Origin of the sequence: Micromonospora sp. NPDC049081 (genome assembly GCF_040648835.1) — a bacterium.
GTDB lineage: Bacteria > Actinomycetota > Actinomycetes > Mycobacteriales > Micromonosporaceae > Micromonospora > Micromonospora antibiotica.
On the sequence record NZ_JBEZEK010000023.1, the window covers coordinates 60,495 to 85,305 of the forward strand.

Here is a 24,811-nt window from a genome sequence, read left to right on the forward strand (position 1 = left end):
CGGCGGTGACCACCTCCACCCCCACGCACGAGGAGACACCTGATGACAGGACGCAGATCGAGACTCGGGTCGGTAGCCGCGACGATGCTGCTGGCCCTGGGCCTGGGCACCGCGATGGTCAGCGGCAGCCTGGGCGCCTCCGCCCGCGCCGCGGACGTCGGGACGACGGCCGCGACGGCCGGCTGCGGGAAGGCCCCGACCCTGGCCAGCGGCACCCACACCATCACCAGCAACGGCAAGAACCGCAGCTTCATCCTGCGGGTGCCCGACGGCTACGATGCCAACCGGCAGTACCGGCTGGTGCTCGGCTTCCACTGGGTCGGCGGCACCGCCACCGACGTCGCCACCGGTCAGACCGTGCAGCGCGATGTGTGGTCCTACTACGGCCTGCAACGCCTGGCGAACAACAGCACCATCTTCGTCGCGCCCCAGGGCCTGAACAACGGCTGGGGCAACGCCGGTGGGGAGGACATCACCTTCGTCGACAACATCCTCAGCCGGGTCGAGGCCGGGCTGTGCGTGGACACCACCCAGCGGTTCGCCCTCGGCTTCAGCTACGGCGGCGCGATGAGTTACGCGGTCGCCTGCGCCCGGCCCACCGTCTTCCGGGCGGTGGCGGTCTACTCCGGCGGGCAGCTCAGCGGATGCAGCGGCGGCACCCAACCGATCGCCTACTTCGGCGCGCACGGCATCCGCGACGGCGTGCTCTCCATCGCCGGCGGGCGTACGCTGCGCGACCGGTTCGTCCGCAACAACGGCTGCACCGCGCAGAACCCGCCCGAGCCGAGCCAGGGCAGCCTGACCCACCGCAGCACCACCTACTCGGGCTGCCGCGCCGGGTACCCGGTGGTGTGGGCGGCCTTCGACGAGGGGCACATCGCCGCCCCGCAGGACGGCGCGCCCGGTGACAGCGGCACCCGCACCTGGCTGCCGGCCGAGACGTGGCGGTTCTTCACCCAGTTCACGTCGACCACGCCCGCGCCCACCACCCCCGCGCCCACCACACCCGGCCCGACCACACCCGCACCGACCACCCCACCGCCGGGCGGCGGGGGCTGCGCGGTCACCGCGACGGTCAACGCGTGGAGCACCGGCCTGACCGAGGACCTCACCGTCACCAACACCGGCAGCACCCCGGTCAACGGCTGGTCGCTGATCTTCACCCTGCCCGGCGGGCAGAGCATCACCTCCGGGTGGAACGCCACCTACACGCCCGCCTCCGGCCAGGTCACCGCCCGCAACGTCAGCTACAACCCGACCATCGCCCCCGGCGCCTCGGTCAGCATCGGCTTCCAGGCCAACCACACCGGCAACGCTGCCGCGCCGACGACTTTCACCCTCAACGGCGTCACCTGCACCAGGTAACCGCCGTACCGGTCGCGGGCGGGCCCGGGGTGGCCCGCCCGCGACGCTCCCGGACGCCTGCGTCCGGGAACGGCCCGCAGCTCAGCCGGCCGTCCAGGCGCGGAGCTTGTCGGGGTTGAGGACCGTCCAGATGCGCCTGATCCGGTCACCCTCGACGTCGAACGCCAGCACCGCCCCGACGACACCCGCCACCTGCGCCACCAGACCTGGCCGCCCGTTGACCGTGCACTCCAGGAGCCGGACGCCGGAGGCCGCACCGCCCCGATCGGCGAAGAAACGCGCGACCTGCCCGGCACCCTCGATCGGGTGGAGTACCGCGCTGACCCGCCCGCCACCGTCACCGGTCGCGGTCGCGTCGGGCGTCAGCAGACCGACGAGCGCGTCGATGTCGGCGGCCTGCCACGCCTCCCTGAACTCCCGGACGATGCCGGCCTGGCGGGCGGTGGGCACGCCGGGTGCCGGTGCCCCGCGCACGCGGCGGCGACCGGACGAGGCCAGCTGGCGGCACGCCGCCGGGGTACGGCCGACAACCTCGGCCACCTCGGCGAAGGAGTAGCGGAAGACGTCGTGCAGGACGAACGCGACGCGCTCGGCCGGGGTCATCGACTCCAGCACCACCAGGAAGGCCATCCCGACCGACTCGTCGAGGGCGATCTGGTCGACCGGGTCACCACCGGTGGGGTCGCTGGTCCACTCCGCACGTGCGGGCAGCGGCTCCGGCAGCCACTGGCCCACATAGCGCTCCCGGCGGGCGCGGGCCGAGCCGAGCAGGTCGAGGCAGATCCGACCGGCGACCCTGGCCAGCCAGGCGTCCGGGGCCGCGATGGCGTCCCGCTGGCCGGGGGTCAGGGCATACCAGCGGGCGTACGTCTCCTGCACGACGTCCTCGGTGTCGGCCAGGGACCCGAGCAGCCGGTACGCGAGATTGACGAGCTGACGCCGTTCGCCGACGAGCCCGCTCGGGGCCGGGCCGGGCCGGTCGGACCCCGGACCGGTGGGGTTGGTCATGCTGCCGCCGGCCCCCTCGCCCGCTCCCCGCCCACCGGCTCGACCGACGTGCGCCAGCGGTGGCGACCCCGGCACGCCGCCTGACATTCGGCAGGGCTGTGTCGTCGTATCAGTGCACCGAACACTATCCCAGCGACGGGGGAAAAACGATCATGGGACCAGTGAACCTGGCGATCATCTACTACAGCGCCACCGGCACCGTGCACACCCTGGCCCAGGCTGCGGCCGAGGGGGCACGGCAGGCCGGCGCGAACGTACGCCTGCGCAAGGTGGCCGAGTCGGCCCCGGCCGAGGCGGTCGACGCCAGGGCGGAGTGGGCCCAGCACGTCCAGGACACCGCCGACGTCGAAGTGGCCAGCGGCGACGACCTGGACTGGGCAGACGCGGCCCTGCTCGGCACCCCCACCCGCTTCGGCAACGTGTCGAGCCAGCTCAAGGCGTTCATCGACACCCTCGGCCCGCTGTGGTTCCAGGGCCGGCTCGCCGGCAAGGTCTACTCGGCCTTCACCGCGTCGAACACCTCGCACGGCGGGCAGGAGTCGACCCTGCTGTCGCTGTCGAACGTCTTCTACCACTGGGGCGGGATCATCGTGCCTCCCGGCTACACCGACCCGATCCAGTTCCAGTCGGGCAACCCCTACGGCACCTCGCACGTGGCCGGCAGCGGCCCGCCCGGTGACGTCACCCTCCAGGCAGCCCGCTACCAGGCCCGGCGCGTGGTCGACACCGCAGCCGCACTGAAAGCCGGACGGCCCGCCTGAACCCCTCCCCGCCCCGACCGGGCGGATCGCCCGGCCTGAGCAGGCCGGCCGGAACGGGGGCGGTCGGGGCGGGGCGGTCAGGGCCGTTGCGGAGCGCGACACTCGCATAGACAGGCGGTGTTACGTTGAAGCGGTCCACTAGCGACCGTCGAGGGGGTGTGCATGGCCGAGACCAAGGGGCGGGTCCTGCCGGTCTATCTGGTGGCGGACGAGTCCGTCTCCATGACTCCGGTCGTGGACGAGCTGAACGCCGGCCTCCAGTCACTCCACGACGCCCTGCTACGTGAGCCGCTCGCAGCGGCCAAGGTCCGCTTCTCGATCATCGGGTTCTCCGAGGACGTGATCGTCCACTCCGCACTGTCCGACCTGCGCAACGAGTCGGCGCTGCCGCAGCTGTCCGTACGGGCCGGGACGGCCTACGGCGTCGCGTTCAGCCTGCTGGTCGACCGGATCCCGGCCGACGTGCGGGCCCTCAAACGGGAGGGCTTCGCGGTGCACCGGCCGGCGGTGTTCTTCCTCAGCGACGGCCAACCGACCGACCCGGGCGAGTGGGAGCCGGTCTATGCCGAGCTGACCGACCGGGAGCGCACCCCGACCGCGCCGAACATCATCGCGTGTGGCATCGGCGAGGCACGGGCCGAGACGATCCTGCACGTGGCGACCCGGCCGGAGTTCGCGTTCGTGGCCACCCCCGGGGTCGAGGTGGGGTTCGCGATCGCCGAGTTCTGCACCGCCCTGACCCGCAGCGTCATCAGGTCGGGGCAGGCCGTCGGTGGCGACACGGCGGAGCTGGTCGTGGAGCGGCCGGACAGCTTCCGGATGGCCGTGGACGTGGTGTGAGCTTCGACTGGGCTCCTCCGCTGATCGGGGCGACGGGCCCGGAGCTGCCGGCCCGCGCGCCGCAGACGCAGCCGTATCGGCCGGACACCGTGCTCGACGGGTGGGCGACGGACGGCTTCGCGGTGCGGGCGGCCTCGGTGCGCGGGCCCGGCCACCGGGCGTCCGACGTACCCCGGCAGGACGATTTCGCGCTGGCCACGGCGGACGGTTCGGTGATCGCGGTGGTGGCCGACGGGGTCTCCAACGCCCCGCTGTCCCACCTGGGCGCCACCATGGTGTGCCGGACGGTCGTCGACTACCTGCTGCGCGCCGACGACACCGTCGACTGGCACGACCTGCTGCGCTGCGCGGGCTGGGCCCTGGTGGAGTACGCCGGGCGGCAGCTGGGTGAGCCCGATCCGCAGCGGGCCGAGGCGCTGCTGGCCAGCACCGTGGTCGTCGCCCTCGTCCGGCCGGACGGGCCCGGTCGGGCCGTCGCCCACCTGGTCCGGGTCGGTGACTCGGCCGCCTGGCGGTTGCGCGACGGCACCTGGGAGCCACTGCTCACCGACCCGGCCGACCCGCAGGACGAGTTGCTCCCGGACGGCGTCGCCGCCCTGCCCCGGGTGCCCCCCGAGGTCGACCCGGTGGCGGTGACCCTCGTCGCGGGCGACGTGCTGGTGCTGGCCACCGACGGTTTCGCCGAGCCGCTCGGTCACGGCACCGGGGATCTCGGGCGACTGTTCGGCGACGGGCTGACCACGCCGCCCGCGATGACCCGGCTCGCCTGGATGCTCGACTTCGCCGGCGGGGCCTGGGACGACGACCGTACCGTGCTGGCCGTCTGGCCGGTCCCGTCCGAACTGCCATGACCAGCCCACTGCCGCCCGAGGTGAGCCTGTCCGCCCTCGGCCCGCGTAACCGCATCGGGGTCGGCGGTCAGGGCACGGTCTACGCCCTCACCGAGGACCCCCGGTGGGTCTACAAGGAGTACGCGACCCGGCTCGTCGACGACGTCGACGTGACCACGCTGAACCGTTTCGTCCGACTCGCCGCCGACGCCGGACCGGACGCGGACGCGCTGCTCGGTCTCGCCGCCTGGCCCACCGCCGTCGTCCGTAAGGAGGGCGTGGTGCGGGGGTTCCTGATGCCCCGGGTGCCCGACCGGTTCCGGGTCCGCATCCAACTGCCACGCGGGCCGGACACCGTGCTGGCACAGGTGCAGTACCTGCTCAACAACGACGACTACCTGCGCGGCCGTGGCCTGCACGTCGACGACCGGATGCGCCTCGAACTGCTGCGGGACACCGCCGAGGCGCTGACCCTGCTGCACCGCCTCGGGGTCTGCGTCGGTGACCTGTCGCCGAACAACCTGCTGTTCAGCCTCGACGCCCGGCCCCGGTGCTACTTCATCGACTGTGACGCGATGCGCCTCGATGGCGACTCGGTGCTGGCGCAGGCCGAAACCCCCGAGTGGCACGTGCCGGACGCGGACGCCGAGGAACTGGCCACCCCGGCCACCGACGCGTTCAAGTTCGGACTGCTCGCGGTCCGCCTGTTCGCCGGTGACCAGCAGACCCGCGATCCGGCTGCGGCGCAGCGGCGGCTCGACCGGCAACTGGTCACCCTCGCCGGCCGGAGTCTCGACCCGATCCCGGACCGCCGGCCGGCCCCGGAGCACTGGCTGGACGCCCTGGAGCGGGGCATCCGACGCACACCGCCGACGGCACCGGCTGCTCCCCCGACGGGCCCGGAGCCGCCCGGTCAGGGGTCGACGCGCCCGAACGCCCCCCGCCGGGACCCCGTACGCCGCAACGTCCCCCGGCCCGGGGTGGTCAACCCCCAGCCGGCCGGCCGGGGTTGGGGTCTGCTCGTCGCGGCGATCGCCGCGATCGTGGTGATGGCCGGCCTGATCAGCGCCAACAGCGACACGACGAGCACGACCCCCCGGGCCCGGTCGAGTCTGCCCACGGGAGTGCGGTGGGACGCCACCACCGTGCCCTCCTACCCCCGGGTCCTGCCCACCCGCTACCCGGCAGGGGTGCCCGCAGCGCCCGTCCTGCCGCTGCCGACCCGGTTCGACCTCGAAAAGCTCCTTCCCCTGGCCAGGCCCTGCCTGTTCAGCGACGTCACGGTGGGGCGCGGCCTCAACCGGACGTCCGCCCGGACGAAGGCGGCGGTCGCCGCCGTCGGCAGCTTCCTCTGCGGGATCAACATCGACTCACCACGCCTGGCCGACCGCAGCAGCACCCAGACCGCGCGGGCCGCCACGTTGGCGGACCGGGGCCCGTTCCGTGGCGCGACCATCATCGGGATCCGCACCGCGACCAGCGGCAGCCCTCAGGTCAACGTGGTGTTCGTGCCGAGCGGTGAAGGCTCGTCATCCGGTTGCTGGCGCTCCCGGCTGTCACTGGTCAAGGACGGTGCCGGATACCGCGTGGGCTCGCTCGCCGCCCCGGCCCGGGCCTCCTGCCCGTGACCGCTGGCACCCTTGTGCAGCAGGTCGTTGACGGCGGCGGCGGTGGACGGGGGCAGCGGACGACCCTCCTCGACCGGGAAGCCCAACTCGGCGACCAGGCTGCGGTGCCGCAGGTCGACGGTCGCCTCCACGGTGTCGGCGAACAGGCCCACCGCGGACCGGGCCCGCCACCAGAAGACGACACCGAGGGTCGCGCCGAGCGGTGCCGCCGGCCACCACCACGGGGTCAGCGCCAGGTAGAGCACCGCCCAGCCGGCCGAGGTGACGGCCCGGTCGAACCGGTCACGGGCCTGCATCACGTCGGTCCGGCCGTCGGCGGTGAGCAGCAGCCAGAGCCGTGGCCAGATCAGGCCCAGGCGGAGACCGTACTGCGCGGCGACCCGGTCGTCGGCGAGGCGGATCCGGTCACCGATCCACGTCGGCCGGGCCGGTAGGTACACCGCCGGGACCACCCGGTGTTGCGCGTCCAGCCGACGCGCGGCAGCGGCCCGGCGGCGGGCGGTCAGCGTCGCCGCGATCCGCCCCGCCGGGCCGGCCCAGGACCCGAGCCAGAGGTGGCGGACGACCCGGCCGGCCGCCTGGGCGCCGACGGCGGCCACCGCGGCGACCGCGACGACGAGCGACCCGACCACCACGGCCAGGCTGACCCGGCCCTTCAGGTGGTCGAGCGCGTCGGCGGCGGCGAGCGCCGCGCCGGGCACGTCGAGGACCCCACCGCGCCCCGGCAGTACGGCGAACGCGGCGACCAGGCACCACAGCAGGCCGGGGCCCAGCGCCCGGGTCAGCCACCGGTCGTTGAGGCGTCGGCCGACCTCGCCCAGCAGCACCTCGATCATGGCTCGGTCCGGTACGTCATCGGCGTACCGGCGAGCGCACAGTGCGGCACCCGACCCCGGTCGTCGCGGTGGGCCCGGCGTGCACAGCGGTGGTGTGGACAGCGGTAGTCACCGTTGAGCACCACCGGCGCGAGACCCTCCAGTCGGGCGCCCCCGGCGTAGTCGGGAAGTGACGGGCCGGAGCCGATGCCGCGCTCGGTCTCGGGCTCCGGTCCGACGGTCCAGCCGAGCTGCCGGCAGACCTCCTCCACCGGCCGGCCGGCGGCCAGCTCGTCGAGCAGGTCGTCGAGCAGGTCGGTCCACATCCCCGCCTCGGCCCGTTCGCGCAGGGTCGGTACGGCGGCGCACAACGCGGCCAGCAGACGACGTTGCTCCATACACGACACTCCTGTCGATTGACGCCCGAGCTGCCGTCGAATCTACTGAATCCGTGCCATCCGAAGCAGGATCCGTCGATTCGATGGATCCGCTCATCGTCGCCTACAACGACAGCGGCGACGTGTCGCTGCTGGTCCGGGCCGAGGACGTGGCGCGGGGCCTGCTCGCGTCCGATCCGTCCCGGGTGGATGTGCTCGCCGCGCTCTCCACCGTCCTGATGTTGCGGGGCCGGGCCTCGGACCCGAAGCACCTCGACGCGGCGGTGGTCGCCGCCGAGCAGGCCACGGCGCTGACCTCGCCCGGTGATCCGTGGTGGCCGTACGTCAACGCCCAGCTGGCCCTGGTCGTCGGCTTCCGGTTCGAGCAGCGGCGTGAGGTGGCGGACCTGTCGACGGCGAAGCGGCACGCGGACGTCGCGGTGGCCGCCGTCGGCGCGGACGACCCGATCCGGATCGACGTGCTGGTCCGCTGCGTGAACGTGTACCGGCTCAGTTTCGAACGGTTCGGCCAGTTGGCGGACATCGACGCGGCCGTACGCCTCAGCCGGGAGGTCCACCGGTCCACCGACCCGGACCACCTGCTCACCGCCCGCCAACTGCTGGCGCTGTGCCTGGTCATGCGCTTCACCCGGACGGGCGGTCCACGCGACATCGACGAGGCGATCGAGCACTGCCGCAGCGGTCTGGCCGCCATGCCCGCGCGGCACGTGGACCGGGCCGCCCTCAACGGTGTGCTGGTGATCGCGCTGGTGCAGCGTTGGGTGAGCACCGACCATGCGGACGAAACCGACCTGCACGAGGCGGTCCGGGTCAGCCGGCAGGTCGTCGCGGACCTGCCGGCCATCGGCACGGTCCGCGCGCAACTGCTGGCCACCCACGGGGTGCTGCTGGTCCTGCACGGCCTCAGCAACAACTCGTCGGTGCACCTCGACGAGGCGATCCGCAGCGCCCGGGAGGCCGTCGACGCACCGACCGCCGGCACCCAACGGGCCGGCCACCTGGTCAGCCTGGCCCACTCGCTGCTCGTCCGGGCCCGGATGAGCAGCGACCCGGCCGGGGTCAGCGACGCCGTCGACACCGGTATGGCCGCCCTGGCCGGGTTCTCACCGGGCCATCCGGACCGGGCACGGGCCCTCAACGTGCTCGGCACCGCCTTGCGGATCCGCTACCTGATCGATCACGACCCGGCCGACCTCGACGCCGCGGTCGGCATGTGGCGGTCGTCGTCGGCCTCCCGGGCGGGTGCGATCGAGATCCGGATGACCGCCGCCCGCACCTGGGCGCAGACCGCCGCCGAGGCCGGTGACGCGGCGCTGGCCCTGGAGGCGTACGGCACCGCCGTGGGTCTGCTGCCGCTGCTGGCGTGGCGGGGCCTGGACCGTACCGTGCAGGAGAAACGGCTGACCTCGGTGGCCGGCCTGGCCGGCGACGCGGCGGCCTGGGCCATCGCCGCCGGTCAGCCGCAACGTGCGGTGGAACTCCTGGAGCAGGGTCGTCAGGTGCTGTGGTCACAGGCCCTGCAGACGCGCAGCGACCTGTCCGCGCTGGCCGCGGTCGCACCCACGCTCGCCGACGAACTCGACCGGACGCGCCGGGAGTTGGACGGCGCCGGGGCGTCCCCGATCGTCGCGCTACCGTCCCGGCCCGGCTGGGAGCTGGGCCGGGACCTGCTGACCAGCGCGCTGGGTGGACCGCACCGTGCCGAGACCGAGGACGCCGGTCACCGCCGCCGGTTGGCGGAACGCTGGGAGCGGCTGGCGGCCGAGGCCCGCCGCCAGCCCGGCTTCGAGAACTTCCTGCACCCGCCGTCGTTCGCCGCCCTCCAGCCCGCAACCAGGGGCGGGGCCGCGGTGCTGGTCAACACCTCGCGGTGGCGCAGCGACGCGATCGTCGTCACCGCCGACGGGGTACGGGCCGTGCCGCTGCCGTGGCTGTCGCACGACACGGCGCAGCGGCGTGCCGCGGCGTTCCTCGAGGTGCAGCGGGCGGTGGAGGGGGGCGGCGGGCCGGCCGAGCGGGCCGCGTTGCACCAGACGCTGGTGTCGTTGCAGCGGTGGCTCTGGGACACCGTCGGGGAGTCCGTCTGTGCGGCCCTCGACGACCTGCTCGACGTCGGGCCGGAGCGACGGCACCGCGTGTGGTGGTGCCCGACGGGGCCGCTGACGATGTTGCCGCTGCACGCCGCCGGCCGGTTCGGGGCGAGCGCCCCGCTCGCCGCGCGACGCCGGATCTCGATCGCCGCGCGTTGCGTGTCGTCCTACACCCCGAGCCTGTCCGCGCTGCTGCGCGCCCGCACCACCCCGGCGCCGGCCGGGCCGCCGCGGGCGTTCGCGGTGGGGCTCGGCACCCTACCCGGCCAGCCGTCGCTGCCGGCGGTCAGCGACGAACTGCGCGCGGTCAGCTCGCACGTGCCCGGCCTGCGGGTGTTGTCCGGTCGCAGCGCCACCGTCGAGGGTGTGCTGAGCGCGCTCGAACGGCACAGCTGGGCGCACTTCGCCTGCCACGGCGACCAGGACTTCAAGCGGCCCAGTGCGGCCGCCCTCCGCCTGGTCGACGGCAGGCTCAGCGTCCTGGACCTGGCCGGCCGCCTCGCCGCCCGCAGCCAGTCGGCCGGTGGGGCCGACCTCGCCTACCTCTCGGCGTGTCGCACCGCGGCGGGCGGCCGGGACCTGCCCGACGAGGCGATCCATCTCACCGCGGCGCTCCAGATGGCCGGCTTCCGGCATGTGATCGGCAGCCAGTGGGCGGTCTCCGACCGGGTGGCGGCCCAGGTCGCCGGCGACGTCTACGCCGGGCTGAGCGCCGGGGACCACCTGGACGCCGACGGTGCGGCCGTCGCGCTGGACGCGGCCATAGATCGGGTACGACGGGCGCACCCGGAGCGCCCGGAACTGTGGGCGGCGCTGGTCCACACCGGCCCCTGACCCTCCGGCAGCAGCGGCCGGCGGGGGCGTCAGCGCCGCTGGACCGGGATCACCGGCAGCTCGGGGCCGGGTGGCACAGCTTCGCGGTGCTGCTGCGCGACGATGCCGGCGGTGATCTCGTCGGGTGGCACCGGACGACCGAAGTGCCAACCCTGCCCGTTGTCGCACCCGGCCGCGGTCAGCCGGTGGGCCTGCTGGGTGGTTTCGATGCCCTCGGCGGTCACGACGAGACCGAGCCTGTGCCCGAGCGACACGACGGTGCCGAGGAAGTCGTCGTCCGTGCCGGGGCGGCGGGCCCCCGGCCAGCGGGCCGGCTGCGCCGACGGCCGGGTCAGACTGGCGTCGAGTTTGAGGCCGTACAGGGGCAGGGAGCGGAGGTTGGCCAGATTCGCATAGCCGACACCGAAGTCGTCGATGACGATCCGGACGCCGAGTTGCATCAACGCCGCCAGGGTCTGCGTCACCACGCCGGTCAGGTCGATCACCGCCTGCTCGGTGACTTCCAGGTGCAGCAGGTGCGGCGGCAGACCCGTCCGGTCGAGAATCTGCGCCACCTCCCCGGCGAGGCCGGTGCGGTGCAGTTGGCGTACCGAGACGTTCACGCTCACGTACAGGCCGGGTTGGATCCGCTGCCAACGGCTGGCCTGCCGGCACGCCTGCTCCAGCAGTTGGCTGCCGAGCGCCACCACGAGGCCGGTGCGTTCGGCCAGCTCGATGAAGCGGGCGGCGCTCAGCAGCCCGAGCTGGGGATGCCGCCAGCGGGCCAGGGCCTCCACCCCGGCCAGCCGCCCGGAGCGTAGCGCGGTGACGGGCTGGTAGGCGGCGGTGAACTCGCCCCGTCGCAGCGCCGCCGGCATGGCCGCCGACAGCCGGTAACGCTCGGCGTCGGCGTTGCTGCGGTCCTGGTCGAACAGGCGCAGGGTGGCCTTGCCGTCCGCCTTGGCCCAGTGCAGCGCGATCTCACCGGCGCGCATCAGGCGCGTGGCGCCGCCGTCGGCGACGGTGCCCTCGGCCACCCCGGCGCTCACCGTCAGCGGCACCTCGGTGCCGTTGACCCGGAACGGGGCGGCGAGCACGGCGAGCGCCCGATCAGCGATCTTGACGACGTCCCCGGCGCAGGTGGTGTCGCGGACCAGGATCGCGAACCGGTCGCTGTCCAGCCGCGCCACCAGGTCGAACCGCCCGTCGGCGAGCGCGCCGAGCCGGGCGGCGATCTCGCGCAGGAGCAGGTCACCCACCTGGTACCCGAGTACGTCGTTGACCGCCGCGAAGTCGTCGACGTCGAGGCAGCAGACCCCGACCCGGTCGGTCGGTGCCTCGGCGGTGGACAGCCGTCCCAACTGCTCGGTGAGCAGTGTCAGGTTGGGTAGTCCGGTCAACTGGTCGTGCGTGGCGAAGCGGCGGAACCTGACCTCGCTGACCCGTAACGCCTCCTCGGCCTGGGTGCGGGCGGCCAACGCGGCAAGCCGGACCGTGTCCTGGGCCCGCAGGCTGTGGTCGTGCGCGGCCGACGTGAAGCCCGTCGCGAGCTCCGCCAGCAGGTCGTTCAGCCGGGCCGTCCGGGTGGGGTCGGCGGCGACGCCGAGGTCGCCGAGGAGCCGCGAGGTGAGGACCGCGATCGTCCCACCGAGCGCCTCCGGCGACCCGAAGCCGGCCGCCACCAGGTCGGCACCGATCCGACGGCCTTCGCCGGGCCCGCCCGGTCCGGCGAGAACCGCGGTGACCACGCGGTCCGCGAGCCCGGTGACGATGCGGTGCCGTTGTTCGGCGCTGATCGGCACGTAGTGGGCCCGGTGCAGGGCCGTGGCCCACGCCGTCACGAACTCCCCGACGCCCCGGCCGTCGGCGGCGGGCCGGTCGTCGGCCCCGTCGGCGGCGGGCCGGTCGTTCACCTGCGGCGTCCGACTCCGACGTAGAAACTCATCCGTTCCGGGTGCTCGCCGACGTCGGCCTCCGACTCGGGACGCCACAGCGGGGACCACACCACGCCGGGTTCGACCAGGTCAAGGCCGGTGAAGAAGTCCTCCACCTGGGCGCGGGTCCGGGCGGTGACCGGGGTGTTCGTCCGGCCGCTGAGCCGGGCGCCCTCGCCCATCTCGTCCGGCCGGCTGTCGGTGGTGACGTGGCTGATCGCCACGCAACTGCCGGGGGCCAACGCGGTCCACAGCCGCCTGATCAGTCCGTACGGGTCGTCGTGGTCGGGGACCGCGTGCACCACCGAGACGAGCAGCAGGCCGACCGGTCGGTCCAGATCCAACAGCCGGCGGACCTCCGGATGGTCCAGGATGGCCTCCGGATGGCGCAGGTCTTCGAGCAGGGCGACCGCGTTCGGTTGGCCGGCGAGGATGTGCGTGCTGTGCGTCACCGCCACCGGGTCGATGTCCACGTAGGCGACCCGGGAGTGCGGGTCCACCTGCTGGGCGATCTCGTGCACGTTGCCCACCGTCGGAATACCGGACCCGATGTCCAGGAACTGACGGATCCCCTCGTCGAGCATGAACCGCACCGCCCGGTGCAGGAACTCGCGGTTGGCCCGCGCGACCAGGCGGAGATCGGGCACCGCAGCCAGTGCCTGGCGGGCGAACTCCCGGTCGACCTCGAAGTTGTGCGAGCCGCCGAGCCAGTAGTCGTAGGCTCGGGCCACGCTCGGCCGGCTGAGATCCACATCTGCTGGTGCCCATTCCGGCCGTTCCATCGCCACCCTTCCAGCACCACGCATTGACGAGACCGCCGCCACTATAATCGGAACTTTGCCACCATTGCACCGCGCCGAGATCCCTACGCCGGTCCGCAGGTCGACGGGTGTGCCGGTGTCGGCGGGGGCCTGACCGTCGGCGTGGTGCTGCCCAACCGGCCGGCCGATCCCGGCGTCGAAGACCTCGGTGCACGCCCGCCGCCGGGAGCCGTACGACCGCCACGTCCGGTACCAACCTGGGCAGATGATCCGGGAGGCGCTGCTGCGGTTACGGGCGACGACGTCCTGCTCAGGCTGGGGGCGCAGACCTTCGGGAGCTGCGCGCGCCGCCAGCGGCCGATCGGTGCGGAACGACCCGCCGTGCGGCCGTCCGCCCGCCACTGCATCTCGTGTGCGTAGGACCGACGGGCCGGGCGTCCGTGACGCCCGGCCCGTCAGCTCACGGCCTGCTCAGCTCGCCGCGCAGGACAACGTTGGTACGCCGTTGACGGCACCCGACGATCCGAGGAAACCGAAGGTCGTGCTGCCACCGGCACCCAGCGCTCCGTTGTAGCCGACGTTGCGGGCGGTGACGGTCGGGCCGCTGGTGGCCAGCGTCGCGCTCCACGCCTGCGTCACCTGCTGCCCGTTCCCGAACGTCCAGGTCACCGTCCAACCGGTGATCGCCGAACTGCCGGCGGTCACCCGCACCTCGGCCTGGAAGCCGCCCTGCCACTGACCGGTCACCGTGTACGACGCCGCACAGGACCGCCCGGTCGACGGCGGTGGGGTCGTGGTGGGCGGCGGGGTGGTGGTCGGCGGAGGCGGGGTCGTGGTGGGGGGTGGGGTGGTGGTCGGCGGCGTGGTGGGGGTGGTGCCGCCGACGGCGCTCATGATGGCGTCGATGATGCCCTGCTGGGTGACCGTGGCGTTGCTGCGGTTGAACAGCCCGAAGCCGTACGCCCCGTTGTAGCCGTTGTCCCAGTAGGCGGTGGCCGCGCCGTACTTCTTGGCGGCGGCCACCAGGGTGCGCGCGTAGTCCGCGCGGTACCTGTTGTTCGTCGGGTCGGCCGACGTCTTGTCGACCGAGCCGTACTCGCCGACGAAGACCGGGTAACCACGTGAGACGAAGGTGTCGCGCACCTTCTTCAGCTGCCCGTCCATGTAGTCCTGCTGACCCCAGGTCGACTTCCGGGACGCAGTGGTGGCGTTCGGCCCCCACTGCGTGATGGTGCCGTTCTCCTCACCGGCGAAGTCCCAGGGGTCGTAGTAGTGCACGGAGATCATGAGCCGTTGCTCGTTGGCGGGCACGGACGACGACCGGTACTGGTCCGTCGGCAGCGCGAAGCCGTAGTTGCCCACGGTGTAGTCGATGTTGGTGTTCCAGCCGGGGACGAGCAGCCAGCGGGAGGTGTTGTTCCCGCCGGTGCGGCGGACCGTGTCCACGAAGATCTGGTTGTAGGCGTTGATGTTCGAGTAGCACGGCTGGGTGGGATTGCCGTACTGCCCGTCGAACTCCTCGTTCATGGATTCGAGGATGAGTCGCTCGCTGTAGCTCTGGAACCTGGTCGCGATCTGCTGCCAGACCTTCTGGTACTTGTCCCGGATCGTCGTCTGGTTGGACGAGTCGCAGATCAGCCACGAGCCGTTGACGGTCTTGAAGCCGTCGCCGTGCATGTTGATCAGCACGTACAGGCCGCGGCCGTAGGCGTAGTCGACGATTTCCTTGATCCGGTTGAGCCAGGCGGAGTTGATCGTGTAGTTCGGGGCGGACCCGATGTTGCCCAGGTAGGACACCGGGATGCGGATCGTCTTGAAGCCCGCCGCCTTGACCCGGTCGATGAACGCCTGGGTCACGACCGGGTTACCCCAGGCCGTCTCGCTGGGGATGCCGTTGGCGTTGGCCTCCAGGGCGTTGCCCAGATTCCAGCCCGCCCCCATGTCGGCGACGAGTTGGGTGGCGTTCACCTGGGCCATGCTGTCGGCCGAGGCGGAACTCGTCAGCACGGCGGTGGAGCCGGCCAGCGCCAGTACGCCGGAGAGCACGGCGAACTGCACCTTCCTGAGGGTCGATTTCACAAGAGTCTCCCGTCTTCGAGCCCATAGTCACGCTGGGTTGTCGAAGCGATTCGACGATATTTCGACTGCCTGTCCCGGCAGCCGACGGGCCGCCAAAGGATAGATGCATACACATCGATAAATCAAGGTCGTCGCCGCACAGTTGCCCGTCAGGGGCCATGGCGGACGCGCGACGGGCACCGTCCGGAGCCGCCGGGGAGGAACGCCTCACGGGCCGGATGTCCGGCCGGGCCGGCTCGCGGGCCGGATGTCCGGCCGGGCCAGCTCGCGGGCCGGATGTCCGGCCGGGCCGGCTCGCGGGCCGGATGTCCGGCCGGGCCGGCTCGCGCCCGGACGGGTCCGTGGCGATGGCCTGACGACGGCACCGGGCCCTGACGGTACAGCCAGCGCTACCTCGGTCGGCCCGCCACCTGGATTGCTGGAGGCGATTCCCAAAAATATGGTTTCTCTGCAGAAGAAATCAACGAAAATGGGAGTCCGGCGATGTCGGTTAATAGTGCACGACTCGAATCCGGGTCGACAGTTGACAGAGAGACGCCAGTGGCGGCGGTGCGGGTCCAGCAACTGCGCAAGGTCTATGGCGGGGATCGGCACGCGGTGACCGCGCTCGCCGGAGTCGACGCCGCCTTTCAGCGGGGGACGTTCACCGCGGTGATGGGCCCGTCCGGCTCGGGCAAGAGCACGTTGCTGCAGACCGCAGCGGGTCTGGACCGCCCGACCAGCGGCCTGGTGTGGGTCGGCGACACGGAACTGTCGAAGCTGTCGGAGACAAAACTGACCAAGCTGCGGCGGTCGGAGATCGGGTTCGTCTTTCAGGCGTTCAACCTCGTCGGAGCGTTGACGGTGCAGGAGAACATCACGCTGCCGTTGCGGCTGTCCGGAAAGCGGGCGGACCCCCTCTGGATACAGCAGATCGTCAACCGGGTCGGGCTCACCGAGCGGCTGTCCCACCGCCCTTCGGAACTGTCCGGCGGGCAGCAGCAACGCGTCGCGATCGCCCGGGCACTGGCCACCCGGCCGGAGGTCATCTTCTGTGACGAACCGACCGGCGCGCTGGACACCCAGACCGCCGGTGAGGTGCTGGCCCTGCTGCGCTCGGTGGTGGACGAGGCGGGACAGACGGTCATCATGGTCACGCACGACCCGGTGGCGGCGTCCTACGCCGACCGGGTGATGGTGCTGGCCGACGGGCGCATCGTGCAGGACATGCCGCAGCCGGGCGCGGAGCGGATCGCCGAGCATCTCGCGACGCTCGGGCGTCGTCCGCAGCTGACGCAGGAGGGCTGACCCGTGCTGAAACTGGCCGGACAGATGCTGCGTCACCGCAAGGGCAGCGCAGCCGCCACCCTCCTGGCGATGACCGCCGGAGTGCTGATTCTGATGTCGCTGGGCGTGCTCGTGGAGTCCGGCCTGCGCTTCACCGCCGCCCCACAGCGTTACGCGGCCGCCGACGTCGTCGTCGCCAACCGGGACATCACCCTCACCTCCACCATGCTCGGCGAAAAGGAAACGAACACCGTCGCGCTGCCCGAGGGCGGAACCGTCCCGGCCGCGATGGTCGACCAGATCCGGCAACTGCCGGGGGTGGCCGCCGTCGTCGCCGACCGGACGGTGCCGGCGATCCTGCCGAACGGTGCCGCCACCGGCCACGGCTGGAGCAGCACCGCCATCACCCCGTACCAGCTGACCAAGGGTGCCCGACCCACCCGCGACACCGAGGTCGCGCTGGACGAACGTCTTGCCGCCTCGGTGGCTCCGGGCGACGAGGTGCCGGTCCTGGTGAACGGCAGCGCACGGACGTACCGGGTCAGCGGTTTCGTCCGCCACGCGGGCCCCCGGCCCGACCCGCACGCGCCACCCGCGGTGTTCTTCACCGACGCGCACGCGGTGGTCATCCACCCCCGGCTGGGACAGGTCGACGCGGTGGCCGTCCTGGCCGAACCCGGTGCCGCCCCGGCCGTGGTGGCCGACGTGCGCCGGCTGGCCGCCGAAGCCGGCGTCAAGGCCTACGCCGGCGACGAGCGGGGGCTGCTGGAACAGTCCGCGGACCAGACGGCCTCCCTCATGCTGGTCCAGCTGGGCAGCGTGTTCGGCGGCTACGTCGCGCTGCTGGTCATGTTCGTGGTGGCGGGCACCATCGGGCTCGCGGTCCGGCACCGCCGCCGTGACCTCGCCCTGCTGCGCGCCGTCGCCGCCACCCCCGGCCAGGTCGCCCGCCTGATCCTCGCCGAGGTGGGACTGCTCAGCCTGTTGTCGGTAGTCATCGGTGTGCCCGTCGGTTGGCTCGCCAGCCGCTGGCTGCACCAGGAGTTGGTGGACCGGGCGTTCATCCCGGACACCTTCCCGGTTCGCGGTGGCGGCTGGGCGGCGATCGCCGTGACGGTGGCAACGGTCACGGTGGCGACCGGTGCGGCGTTGCTCGCAGCGCGTCGGACGGTGCGGATCCGCCCGACGGAGGCGCTCGGTGAGATCGCCGTGGAATCAGGCCGTAACGGCGTACTTCGCCTGATCTTCGGCTTCGCCGCCCTGGCCGGCGGCTTCATCCTGATCGCCCTCACCGGCGCGGCGAAGGGGACCGCCGCCCTCGGGCCCGCGATGGGTCTGCTGTGCCTGCTCGTCCTCGCGGTCGCCCTGCTCGGGCCGTGGATCAACCGGGCCGCCGCCCGGCTGCTCGCCCCGGTGCTGCGGCGGGTGTGGGGCGACAGCGGCTACCTCGCCGCGGCGAACCTCCGCGCCAACGCCCAGGGCATGGTCACGGTGCTGACCGCACTGGTGCTGTCCGTCGGTTTCGGCGGCTCGATCTGGTTCCTCCAGGACAACCTGGACAAGCAGATCGTCGCCGAGAACCATGGTGGGGTGCTGGCCCAGCAGACCGTGGTTTCCGCCACCGGACTGCCCGACACCATGCTGGCGCAGATCCGCGACATCCCCGGTGTGCTCGCGGCCACCGGCGTACGGAACACCTCGATCATCCCGGACGGAGCCGTCGAGGGCGCGGACGCGCAGGCGATCGACCCGGAGGGCCTCGACCTCACCATGGACCTCAAGGTCCGCAGCGGAAGCCTGGCGGACCTGCGCGGGTCGGCCATGGCAGCATCGACCCTGCAGGCCGAGTCGAGCGGCTGGCGGGTGGGCGACCAGGTCACGGTGCGGCTCGGCGACGGCACACCCGCCGACCTGCGCGTCGTGGCGATCTACGACCGGGGCTTCGCGTTCGGCGCTGTCACCGTCGTCAAGGACGTCGTCGACGGGCACACCGCCGTCGCCGGCTACGAGCGGATCCTGGTACGCACCGAGCCCGGCAAGGACATCTCCGCCGCGTTGGACGAGGTCATCGGCCAGTACCCCGGCAGCTCGGTGACCAACACGGCCGACGTCAGCGGTCAGCTCGCCGACGACCTCGCGCTGAGCGCCTGGCTCAACAAGCTCCTGATCGGCATCATGGTCGGCTACGCCGCTCTCGCCGCGGCGAACACCATGGTCATGGCCGCCCTCGCCCGGGGCCGCGAGCTGGCCCTGCTGCGCCTGGTCGGTGTCACCGGCAAGCAGGTCAAGCGGATGGTCCACGCGGAACAGACCGGCCTGCTCGGCGTCTCGCTGCTCATCGGCGGAGCCATCGCCGCCGTCACCCTGGTGTCGATCGTGCACACGCTCACCGGGCAGCTGGTGCCCTACGTGCCGACGCTGGGATGGGTGTCCATCATCGGCGGCACGACGCTGCTGGCGCTGTTCACCACGATCCTGCCGGTTGCCCGACTGCTCCGCGTCCCTCCGGTCGCCGGCATCGGCATCAAGGAGTAGCCGGCCACGGCCGGCCGGTCGGGGATCGGCCGAACACGCGCGACGGGCGGGCCCGCAACACGGGCCCGCCCGTCGACGTCAGGGCGACGACGGGCCTGAGCACATGGCCGCAGCGGTGCCACCCTCATCGTCCTTGGCGAAGAAGATGCCGCGAATGTTCTCGTGCACCGCGCCCCCCCGGGGACGAACAGCCGCTCCGAGATGGCAGTGCTGCCGAGTCCCTCGGCCATCAGTGACAGCACCTCACGCCCACGCGGGGTGAGCCGGCCCAGGACGGTGTCCGGCCGGCTGCGGGCGAGCAGTTGCCCCACCACCTCCGGGTCGACCGCGGTGCCACCCCCGGCGACCCGGCGCAGGGCGGTGAGGGACTCCTCCACCCGGCCGACCCGCTCCTTGAGCAGGTAACCGAGCCGTTCACCGCCACCGGCGAGCAACTCGGTGGCGAATGCCTGCTCGACATAGGCCGACAGCACCAGGACCGCCGGGACCGCCAGCCCGGGCTGCGGCACGATACCGTCGAAACGAAAACAGGGAGACGACCTCAGCTATGACGAGCGACAGGAACACGGGCCGCCGGGGGTGGATCGCCGCTGCGATTGCCGTCCTCGCGGCAGCCGTCGTGACGGAGGAACTGCTGCGCTCCGGCACGCTGGCCGACGGTCTGCTGGACCACTGGTGGGGCCACGTCGGCAGCACCGCACTGCTGCTCGGCGGTGTGGGTGCCGGGCTGTACTTCCTGCATCGCGCCTACCGCAGCTGAGCCGCCCTCGAAACAGGTACGCCCCGACCGGGCCCTTCAGAACCAGGTCGTCCCGCGCGGTCACGACGAGATCCTCGTCCGTAGCCGCGCCCGTCCTGCGTTGCACCGCCTGCCCGGGAGGCCGACCGCCGCACCCACGGCGGGCCGGCCGGCTCGGCCAGGCGAACCCCGGGCGCGGCGAACCAGCAGGGCACAGGGAAACGGGCCGGTGCGGTGGATTCCACCGCGCCGGCCCGGAGAAGGCAGGTCGATCTCACCTGTCGGCGCACAGCGCCTTGTCGAACAGGGCCAGCAACTCCTCCACCTTGGCGTCGTCGTTCGTTCCGACGAGGGTGACCGCCCGGCCGTCGGTCGTGATCCCCACGCGGCTCTGGAAACCGTCGGCGTCACCGCCGTGGCCGTACGCGGTCACCCCGCAGCTGAGCTCGAACCTGATCGTGCCCAGCCCGTAGCTCCACCCCTCGGGAAAGCCGGGGGCCGACACCGTCCGACGCATGTTCGCCAGCTCGCGTGGCTTGAGCAACCGGCCATCCTGCAGGGCGACCAGGAACTTGTTCATGTCGGTCGGGGTCGCGATCATCTGCCCCGCCGCACCGGCGATCGACGGGTCGAACCGGGTGATATCCAGCAGCTTGCCGTCCTGGGCGAAAAGGTAGCCCTGCGGGTGGGGTGAACGGATGCCACGCTGCCCCGGGCCGGGGTAGTAGGTTTCCCGGAGTCCGGCCGGCTTCAGGATACGGTCCGTGATCACCTCGGCGAGCGGCCGGCCGGTCACCTGCTGCGCCACGAGACCCAGTGCCACGTATCCGGCGTTGCTGTATTCCCACACCGGGTCCTCACCCGGGGTGTACGTCGGAGGCTGCGTCAGGGCCGAGTCGAGCAACTCCCGGGGCTCGAAGAACCGGTTCCGGATCGGCAGGATCCCCTTGTCGAGGAAGGTGTAGGTGCCCAGCCCGCTGGTGTGCTGCAGCAGCTGCTCGATGGTGATCCGGCGGCCGTCGATCGCCGCGCCCGCACCGGTCCCCCGGATCACACCCGGCAGGAACTTCTCCACCGGATCGGTCAACGCGATGCTGCCCTCCCCCACCAACTGGAGGATGACCACAGCGGTGAACATCTTCGTGTTGCTGGCGATCCGCACGTATCCGTCGGTCGGCACCTTCGCCCTGGTCCGGATGTCACCCACCCCGGCGGTGTAGTTGGTGACCCGTCCGTGCCGATCCCGGACCGACATCAGGGCCCCGGGAAGCGTTCCGTCCTCGACCGCGGCGTCCAGTGCCGCCTGCAGCGTCTTGTCCCGGCCGTTGCCGGTGCTTGCCTTCGACACGTCCGCCGACGCCACGCCGGCGACCGCAACGCCGGCCGCCGCCACCGAGACCATCGCTGCGGCGATCACACCCCGGCGCCAGCCGCCGGTGGAACGCGACTCACGCGTCGGACGATTCACCATACTGAACACGGGAACTCCCATTTATTTGATTCGCGCTGACCCACTCAGTGTTGTTTGCATATCCACGCCGCACGATCCCCCGCACTACCCGACACCGGTACAGCCAGCACTACTCGATCTGATCGGGAGCACACCAGCGGCCGATGGCCGGGTCGGGCATCGGAATGTGCGCCGAATCGTCTTCGAACGCGGGCAGGTCGGGGCTCACCATCGGCATCGCCTGCCGGGCGGAGCAAACCCTCCCGCGCCGACCGGCACCACGCCAACGCAACCTGGGTACGGTGTGGACACACCGTACCCAGGCGCTATGCGTAGTGAGTCGCTCTCGCGACCGCCGTCACCGCCCGCACAGTGCGGCGTCGACGAGCGCGTCCCGGTCCGCGCCGACGGACCCGTCCTTCACCGACCCGTTGAGGGAGGTCACCACGACGGTCACGGCGCGGCCGTCGTCGGTGGCCGCGTTGGCGGTCGAGTAGCCCGGAATGTCACCACCGTGGCCCCACGCCACCGCACCGCAGCTGAGCTCGATGCGGAACAGGCCGAGTCCGTAGCTGCGGCCCGCCGGGTACGCCGCGATGGTCGTACGCATCTCGGCCAGCTGGGCCGGCCGCAGCAGCTTTCCGTCCAGCAGGGCCCGCACGAACGTGTTGAGGTCACCCGGTGTGGAGATCAGCTGACCGGCGGCCCAACCCCAGCTGGGGTCCATCGTCGTGAAGTCGACCAGCTTGTCGGTCGCCGGGTCACGCTGGTAGCCGTGCGGGTGCCGGCCGCGGATCTGCTTGTCGCCGACCCCGGGCGCGTAGGTGTCGCGCAGGCCGATCCGCTCGATCACGCGGGAGGTGACCAGTTCGTTGAACGGGCGGCCGGTGACCCGCTGGGCGATCAGGCCGGCCAGGAGGTAGTTCGTGTTGCTGTAGGACCAGCCGCCGCCGGCGGGCCTGCCGTCCGTGCGCGCGTTGGCCAGGTCGAGCAGTTCGCGGGGCTCAAGGTAGACGTGCTGGTAGGTGAGCAGGTCGCCCATGGCCGAGAACATGGCATCGGTGTAGTCGGGCAGCCCGCTGTCGTGCCGGAGCAGCTGACGTACCGTGATCTTGGTGGCGTCCACGCCCTCGGCCCGTACCAGGCCGGGCAGGTAGGTCTCGATCGGCTCGTCGAGCTTCACCGTGCCCTCGCCCACCAGTTGCAGGATCACGACCGAGGCGAACATCTTGCTGGCGCTGCCGATGCGGACCTTGCCGTTCACCGGCACCTTCTCGCCGGTACGCAGATCACCGGTGCCGGCCGTGTAGTGCCGGGTCCGGCCCTGCCGGTCGCGGACCGCGGCCAGCGCGCCCGGGTGCCGGTCGGTGCCGACGAGCTTGTCCAGACCTTGCTGGATGCTGTCGCGGCGGGTCTCGGGCGGCCCGGCGGAGGCGGAGCCGGTGAACGCGAGACCGCCGACCGTGGTCACGGCGACCGCTGTGATGGCGACTGCACGGAGACGCCGCCGGGTGGGTCGATCCTTCGGGAAGGGGACGGTAGGCACGTTGAACAGCTCCTCGTGGGTCCTACGACATCGAACTACCTGAGTCTGCGGAACCGCACGAAAGCCCTCAATCCAGCCTGCTGGACAGCCGCGGTAGCGGTGGCACCCCAACTCGACACCGAGGATCGGCGCGTGACCGGAACGGATGGCCGGGAGTCACCCGTCGTCCTGGAACTGCGGTCGTCGGCGAAGATCCGTCACGGGACTCGCGCCGGCGTCCCGAACGCGCTGACCACACCGGTCGACAGCGACACGCCGCGATCAGGCCCGTTCTGCCGGGGTCGCAGCAGTGAGGGTGAGGACGCCGGGAACCGCCGCGAACGCGGCGCGGGTGTCGGCGGCCAGTTGGTCGGCGGTGGCCTCGGGTGCCCGGGTGGTCCAGGTCTCGAGTCCGCGGTGGAACGCGGCGACGAGGACGTCCAGCGCCAGCCGGGGGCGGAGGTCGTCGGACGCGAGACCGAACCTGCGGTGCAGGACGTCGAGCGCGGCGCGGACGGTGACGTCGCAGAAGTACAGGCAGTGGGCTTCGATCGCGGGGGTCCTGCCGGCCAGTTGCGTGCAGAGCAGGAGCCGGCGGGTCCAGTCACCTGAGTCCATGATCTGCATGGCGGCCAGCACGCTGTCCTGCAACACCAGCAGGACCGGCCGCCCGGGAGGGGCCGGCCGCAGCGCCAGGTCATCGAGGAACGTTCTCCACAGGTCCTCGTAGGGCGCCATCGCCACCTCCTCCTTGCTGGCGAAGGTGCGGAAGAAGGTGCGCTTGGAGACCTCGACGCGGTCGCACAGCTCGTCGAGCGTCACCCCGTCGAAGCCGCGCTGGGTGAACAGGTCCAGGGCGGTGTCCGTCAGCGCTTCACGGGTGCGCTGTTTCTTGCGTTCCCGCAGCGAGGGCCGGGGCGGGGGGGAGGACGACGACGCGGTGGCCATGCGGTGATACTACCGAGCGGCGTACGCCACTTGCGGGCTAATGCCACTCAGCGGCATTCTGCTTCGGGAGCAAGTCCAACCGGAGAGGCGACGTCATGCAAGCTCTGCTCGTTGATCGCACCGTGCCCGGAAGTCTCCGGCTCGGCTCGGCACCCGACCCGCTACCCGCCGCCAACGAATCCCTGATCCGGGTCGTCGCCAGTTCCATCAATCCGGGCGACCTGTACCTGGACAACGCCCCGGACGCAGCCGTGCCGGGCTACGACGCCGCCGGAGTGGTGGTACGGGCAGCCGCGGACGGTTCCGGTCCGGCCGTCGGCACGCCGGTGGTGACGCTGGGCTTCGCCGGCGGCTGGGCGGAGCTACGCGCAGTGCGCACCGACTGGATCGGCGTGGCACCGGCGAACGCCGACCTCGGGGCCCTCAGCACGGTGCCGGTCGCCGGCACGACCGCGCTGCGCGCCCTGCACCGACTCGGCCCGATCATCGGACGCCGGGTGCTCGTGACCGGTGCCACCGGTGCGGTGGGCCGGTACGCCGTGCAACTGGCCCGGCTCGGCGGTGCGCACGTCACGGCCTCGACCAGCGACCCCGACACCCACGGCGGCGAACTACGGGAACTGGGTGCCCACGAGGTGATCCGGTCCCCCGGGCAGCTCGACCGGGCGGTGACCGGCGTCATCGACGTGGTGGGCGGCGAAACCCTGGTGCAGGCGTACGACAAACTCGCCGAACACGGCACCCTGGTGTCGGTCGGCAACGTCGGCGGTACGGGTGAGTGTTTCCCCGCCCTCGCCTTCTCCGGCCACGACGGGCGCAACGACCGCTCCATCACCTCCTTCTTCCTGGGCGCCCACGCCGGGCTGTCCGAGGACCTGACCTGGTTGGCCGCGCGGGTCACGGACAATACGCTGACACCGCACATCGCCAGGCGCGACAGTTGGCGGGACGCCGGCACCACGATCCGGGCGCTGAACGAGGGACGGGTGCGCGGCAAGGTCGTCCTCGACATCGGCCGGTAGCCGC

General features: G+C 72.1%; 18 protein-coding genes. 10 read left to right on the forward strand and 8 right to left on the reverse strand.

Annotated elements, in window-relative coordinates:
• The first annotated feature begins 42 nt into the window (after nt 1–42).
• Complete coding sequence (locus AB0B63_RS26050) at nt 43–1,365, forward strand: cellulose binding domain-containing protein (RefSeq protein WP_357023257.1); 1,323 nt, start codon at nt 43–45, stop codon at nt 1,363–1,365.
• An 81-nt stretch (nt 1,366–1,446) separates the two neighbouring features.
• Here AB0B63_RS26050 and sigJ read toward each other — a convergent pair whose 3' ends face one another.
• Nucleotides 1,447–2,373: an RNA polymerase sigma factor SigJ gene (gene sigJ, locus AB0B63_RS26055; protein ID WP_357023259.1), complete on the reverse strand. Its 927-nt coding sequence runs from the start codon at nt 2,371–2,373 to the stop codon at nt 1,447–1,449.
• Nucleotides 2,374–2,525: 152 nt separating this feature from the next.
• Between sigJ and wrbA the strand changes: the two genes are divergently transcribed.
• From wrbA to AB0B63_RS26075, 4 genes are all read left to right on the forward strand, one after another.
• Entirely contained in the window at nt 2,526–3,134 is a 609-nt protein-coding gene (gene wrbA / locus AB0B63_RS26060) for an NAD(P)H:quinone oxidoreductase (RefSeq protein WP_208564986.1), read from the forward strand.
• Between the two features lie 162 nt (nt 3,135–3,296).
• The gene (locus tag AB0B63_RS26065; protein ID WP_357023263.1) at nt 3,297–3,974 is read left to right on the forward strand and encodes a hypothetical protein; all 678 of its coding nucleotides are present in this window, start codon (nt 3,297–3,299) and stop codon (nt 3,972–3,974) included.
• Complete coding sequence (locus AB0B63_RS26070) at nt 3,971–4,825, forward strand: protein phosphatase 2C domain-containing protein (protein ID WP_357023266.1); 855 nt, start codon at nt 3,971–3,973, stop codon at nt 4,823–4,825. Before AB0B63_RS26065 ends, AB0B63_RS26070 begins: the two co-directional genes overlap by 4 nt.
• Entirely contained in the window at nt 4,822–6,432 is a 1,611-nt protein-coding gene (locus tag AB0B63_RS26075; RefSeq protein WP_357023268.1) for a hypothetical protein, read from the forward strand. The genes AB0B63_RS26070 and AB0B63_RS26075 overlap by 4 nt, the downstream gene beginning before the upstream one ends.
• An 832-nt stretch (nt 6,433–7,264) precedes the next feature.
• On the opposite strand, the gene AB0B63_RS26080 is transcribed toward AB0B63_RS26075, so the two are convergent.
• Nucleotides 7,265–7,645 carry a hypothetical protein gene (locus AB0B63_RS26080; RefSeq protein ID WP_219465222.1) on the reverse strand — a complete coding sequence of 127 codons (381 nt, stop codon included), beginning with the start codon at nt 7,643–7,645 and terminating at the stop codon, nt 7,265–7,267.
• Nucleotides 7,646–7,728: 83 nt separating this feature from the next.
• Between AB0B63_RS26080 and AB0B63_RS26085 the strand changes: the two genes are divergently transcribed.
• The gene (locus AB0B63_RS26085; protein ID WP_357023273.1) at nt 7,729–10,569 is read left to right on the forward strand and encodes a CHAT domain-containing protein; all 2,841 of its coding nucleotides are present in this window, start codon (nt 7,729–7,731) and stop codon (nt 10,567–10,569) included.
• A gap of 29 nt (nt 10,570–10,598) precedes the next feature.
• Here AB0B63_RS26085 and AB0B63_RS26090 read toward each other — a convergent pair whose 3' ends face one another.
• The 3 genes from AB0B63_RS26090 to AB0B63_RS26100 all read right to left on the reverse strand — a co-directional run bounded on the left by AB0B63_RS26090 (nt 10,599) and on the right by AB0B63_RS26100 (nt 15,322).
• Nucleotides 10,599–12,461 (reverse strand): bifunctional diguanylate cyclase/phosphodiesterase, encoded by a 1,863-nt coding sequence (locus tag AB0B63_RS26090; protein WP_357023276.1) that lies wholly within the window; start codon nt 12,459–12,461, stop codon nt 10,599–10,601.
• Nucleotides 12,458–13,288, reverse strand: a complete 831-nt coding sequence (locus AB0B63_RS26095) for an SAM-dependent methyltransferase (RefSeq protein WP_357023279.1) — start codon at nt 13,286–13,288, stop codon at nt 12,458–12,460. Before AB0B63_RS26095 ends, AB0B63_RS26090 begins: the two co-directional genes overlap by 4 nt.
• Nucleotides 13,289–13,714: 426 nt before the next feature.
• Nucleotides 13,715–15,322 (reverse strand): cellulase family glycosylhydrolase, encoded by a 1,608-nt coding sequence (locus AB0B63_RS26100; protein ID WP_357023282.1) that lies wholly within the window; start codon nt 15,320–15,322, stop codon nt 13,715–13,717.
• A gap of 540 nt (nt 15,323–15,862) precedes the next feature.
• Between AB0B63_RS26100 and AB0B63_RS26105 the strand changes: the two genes are divergently transcribed.
• The 3 genes from AB0B63_RS26105 (at nt 15,863) to AB0B63_RS26115 (ending at nt 19,883) form a co-directional block, all read left to right on the forward strand.
• On the forward strand, nt 15,863–16,609 hold the full coding sequence (locus tag AB0B63_RS26105) for an ABC transporter ATP-binding protein (RefSeq protein ID WP_307798937.1): 747 nt from the start codon (nt 15,863–15,865) through the stop codon (nt 16,607–16,609).
• A 3-nt stretch (nt 16,610–16,612) separates the two neighbouring features.
• The gene (locus AB0B63_RS26110) at nt 16,613–19,123 is read left to right on the forward strand and encodes an FtsX-like permease family protein (RefSeq protein WP_357023286.1); all 2,511 of its coding nucleotides are present in this window, start codon (nt 16,613–16,615) and stop codon (nt 19,121–19,123) included.
• A gap of 619 nt (nt 19,124–19,742) precedes the next feature.
• Nucleotides 19,743–19,883, forward strand: a complete 141-nt coding sequence (locus AB0B63_RS26115) for a hypothetical protein (protein WP_208564995.1) — start codon at nt 19,743–19,745, stop codon at nt 19,881–19,883.
• 253 nt (nt 19,884–20,136) lie between these two features.
• On the opposite strand, the gene AB0B63_RS26120 is transcribed toward AB0B63_RS26115, so the two are convergent.
• The 3 genes from AB0B63_RS26120 to AB0B63_RS26130 all read right to left on the reverse strand — a co-directional run bounded on the left by AB0B63_RS26120 (nt 20,137) and on the right by AB0B63_RS26130 (nt 23,785).
• Nucleotides 20,137–21,333, reverse strand: a complete 1,197-nt coding sequence (locus tag AB0B63_RS26120) for a serine hydrolase domain-containing protein (RefSeq protein WP_357023290.1) — start codon at nt 21,331–21,333, stop codon at nt 20,137–20,139.
• A gap of 337 nt (nt 21,334–21,670) precedes the next feature.
• Nucleotides 21,671–22,783, reverse strand: a complete 1,113-nt coding sequence (locus tag AB0B63_RS26125; RefSeq protein ID WP_357023293.1) for a serine hydrolase domain-containing protein — start codon at nt 22,781–22,783, stop codon at nt 21,671–21,673.
• Nucleotides 22,784–23,119: 336 nt separating this feature from the next.
• Entirely contained in the window at nt 23,120–23,785 is a 666-nt protein-coding gene (locus tag AB0B63_RS26130) for a TetR family transcriptional regulator (RefSeq protein WP_357023296.1), read from the reverse strand.
• Nucleotides 23,786–23,907: 122 nt separating this feature from the next.
• Between AB0B63_RS26130 and AB0B63_RS26135 the strand changes: the two genes are divergently transcribed.
• The gene (locus tag AB0B63_RS26135) at nt 23,908–24,807 is read left to right on the forward strand and encodes a zinc-binding dehydrogenase (RefSeq protein WP_357023299.1); all 900 of its coding nucleotides are present in this window, start codon (nt 23,908–23,910) and stop codon (nt 24,805–24,807) included.
• Nucleotides 24,808–24,811 lie beyond the last annotated feature (4 nt).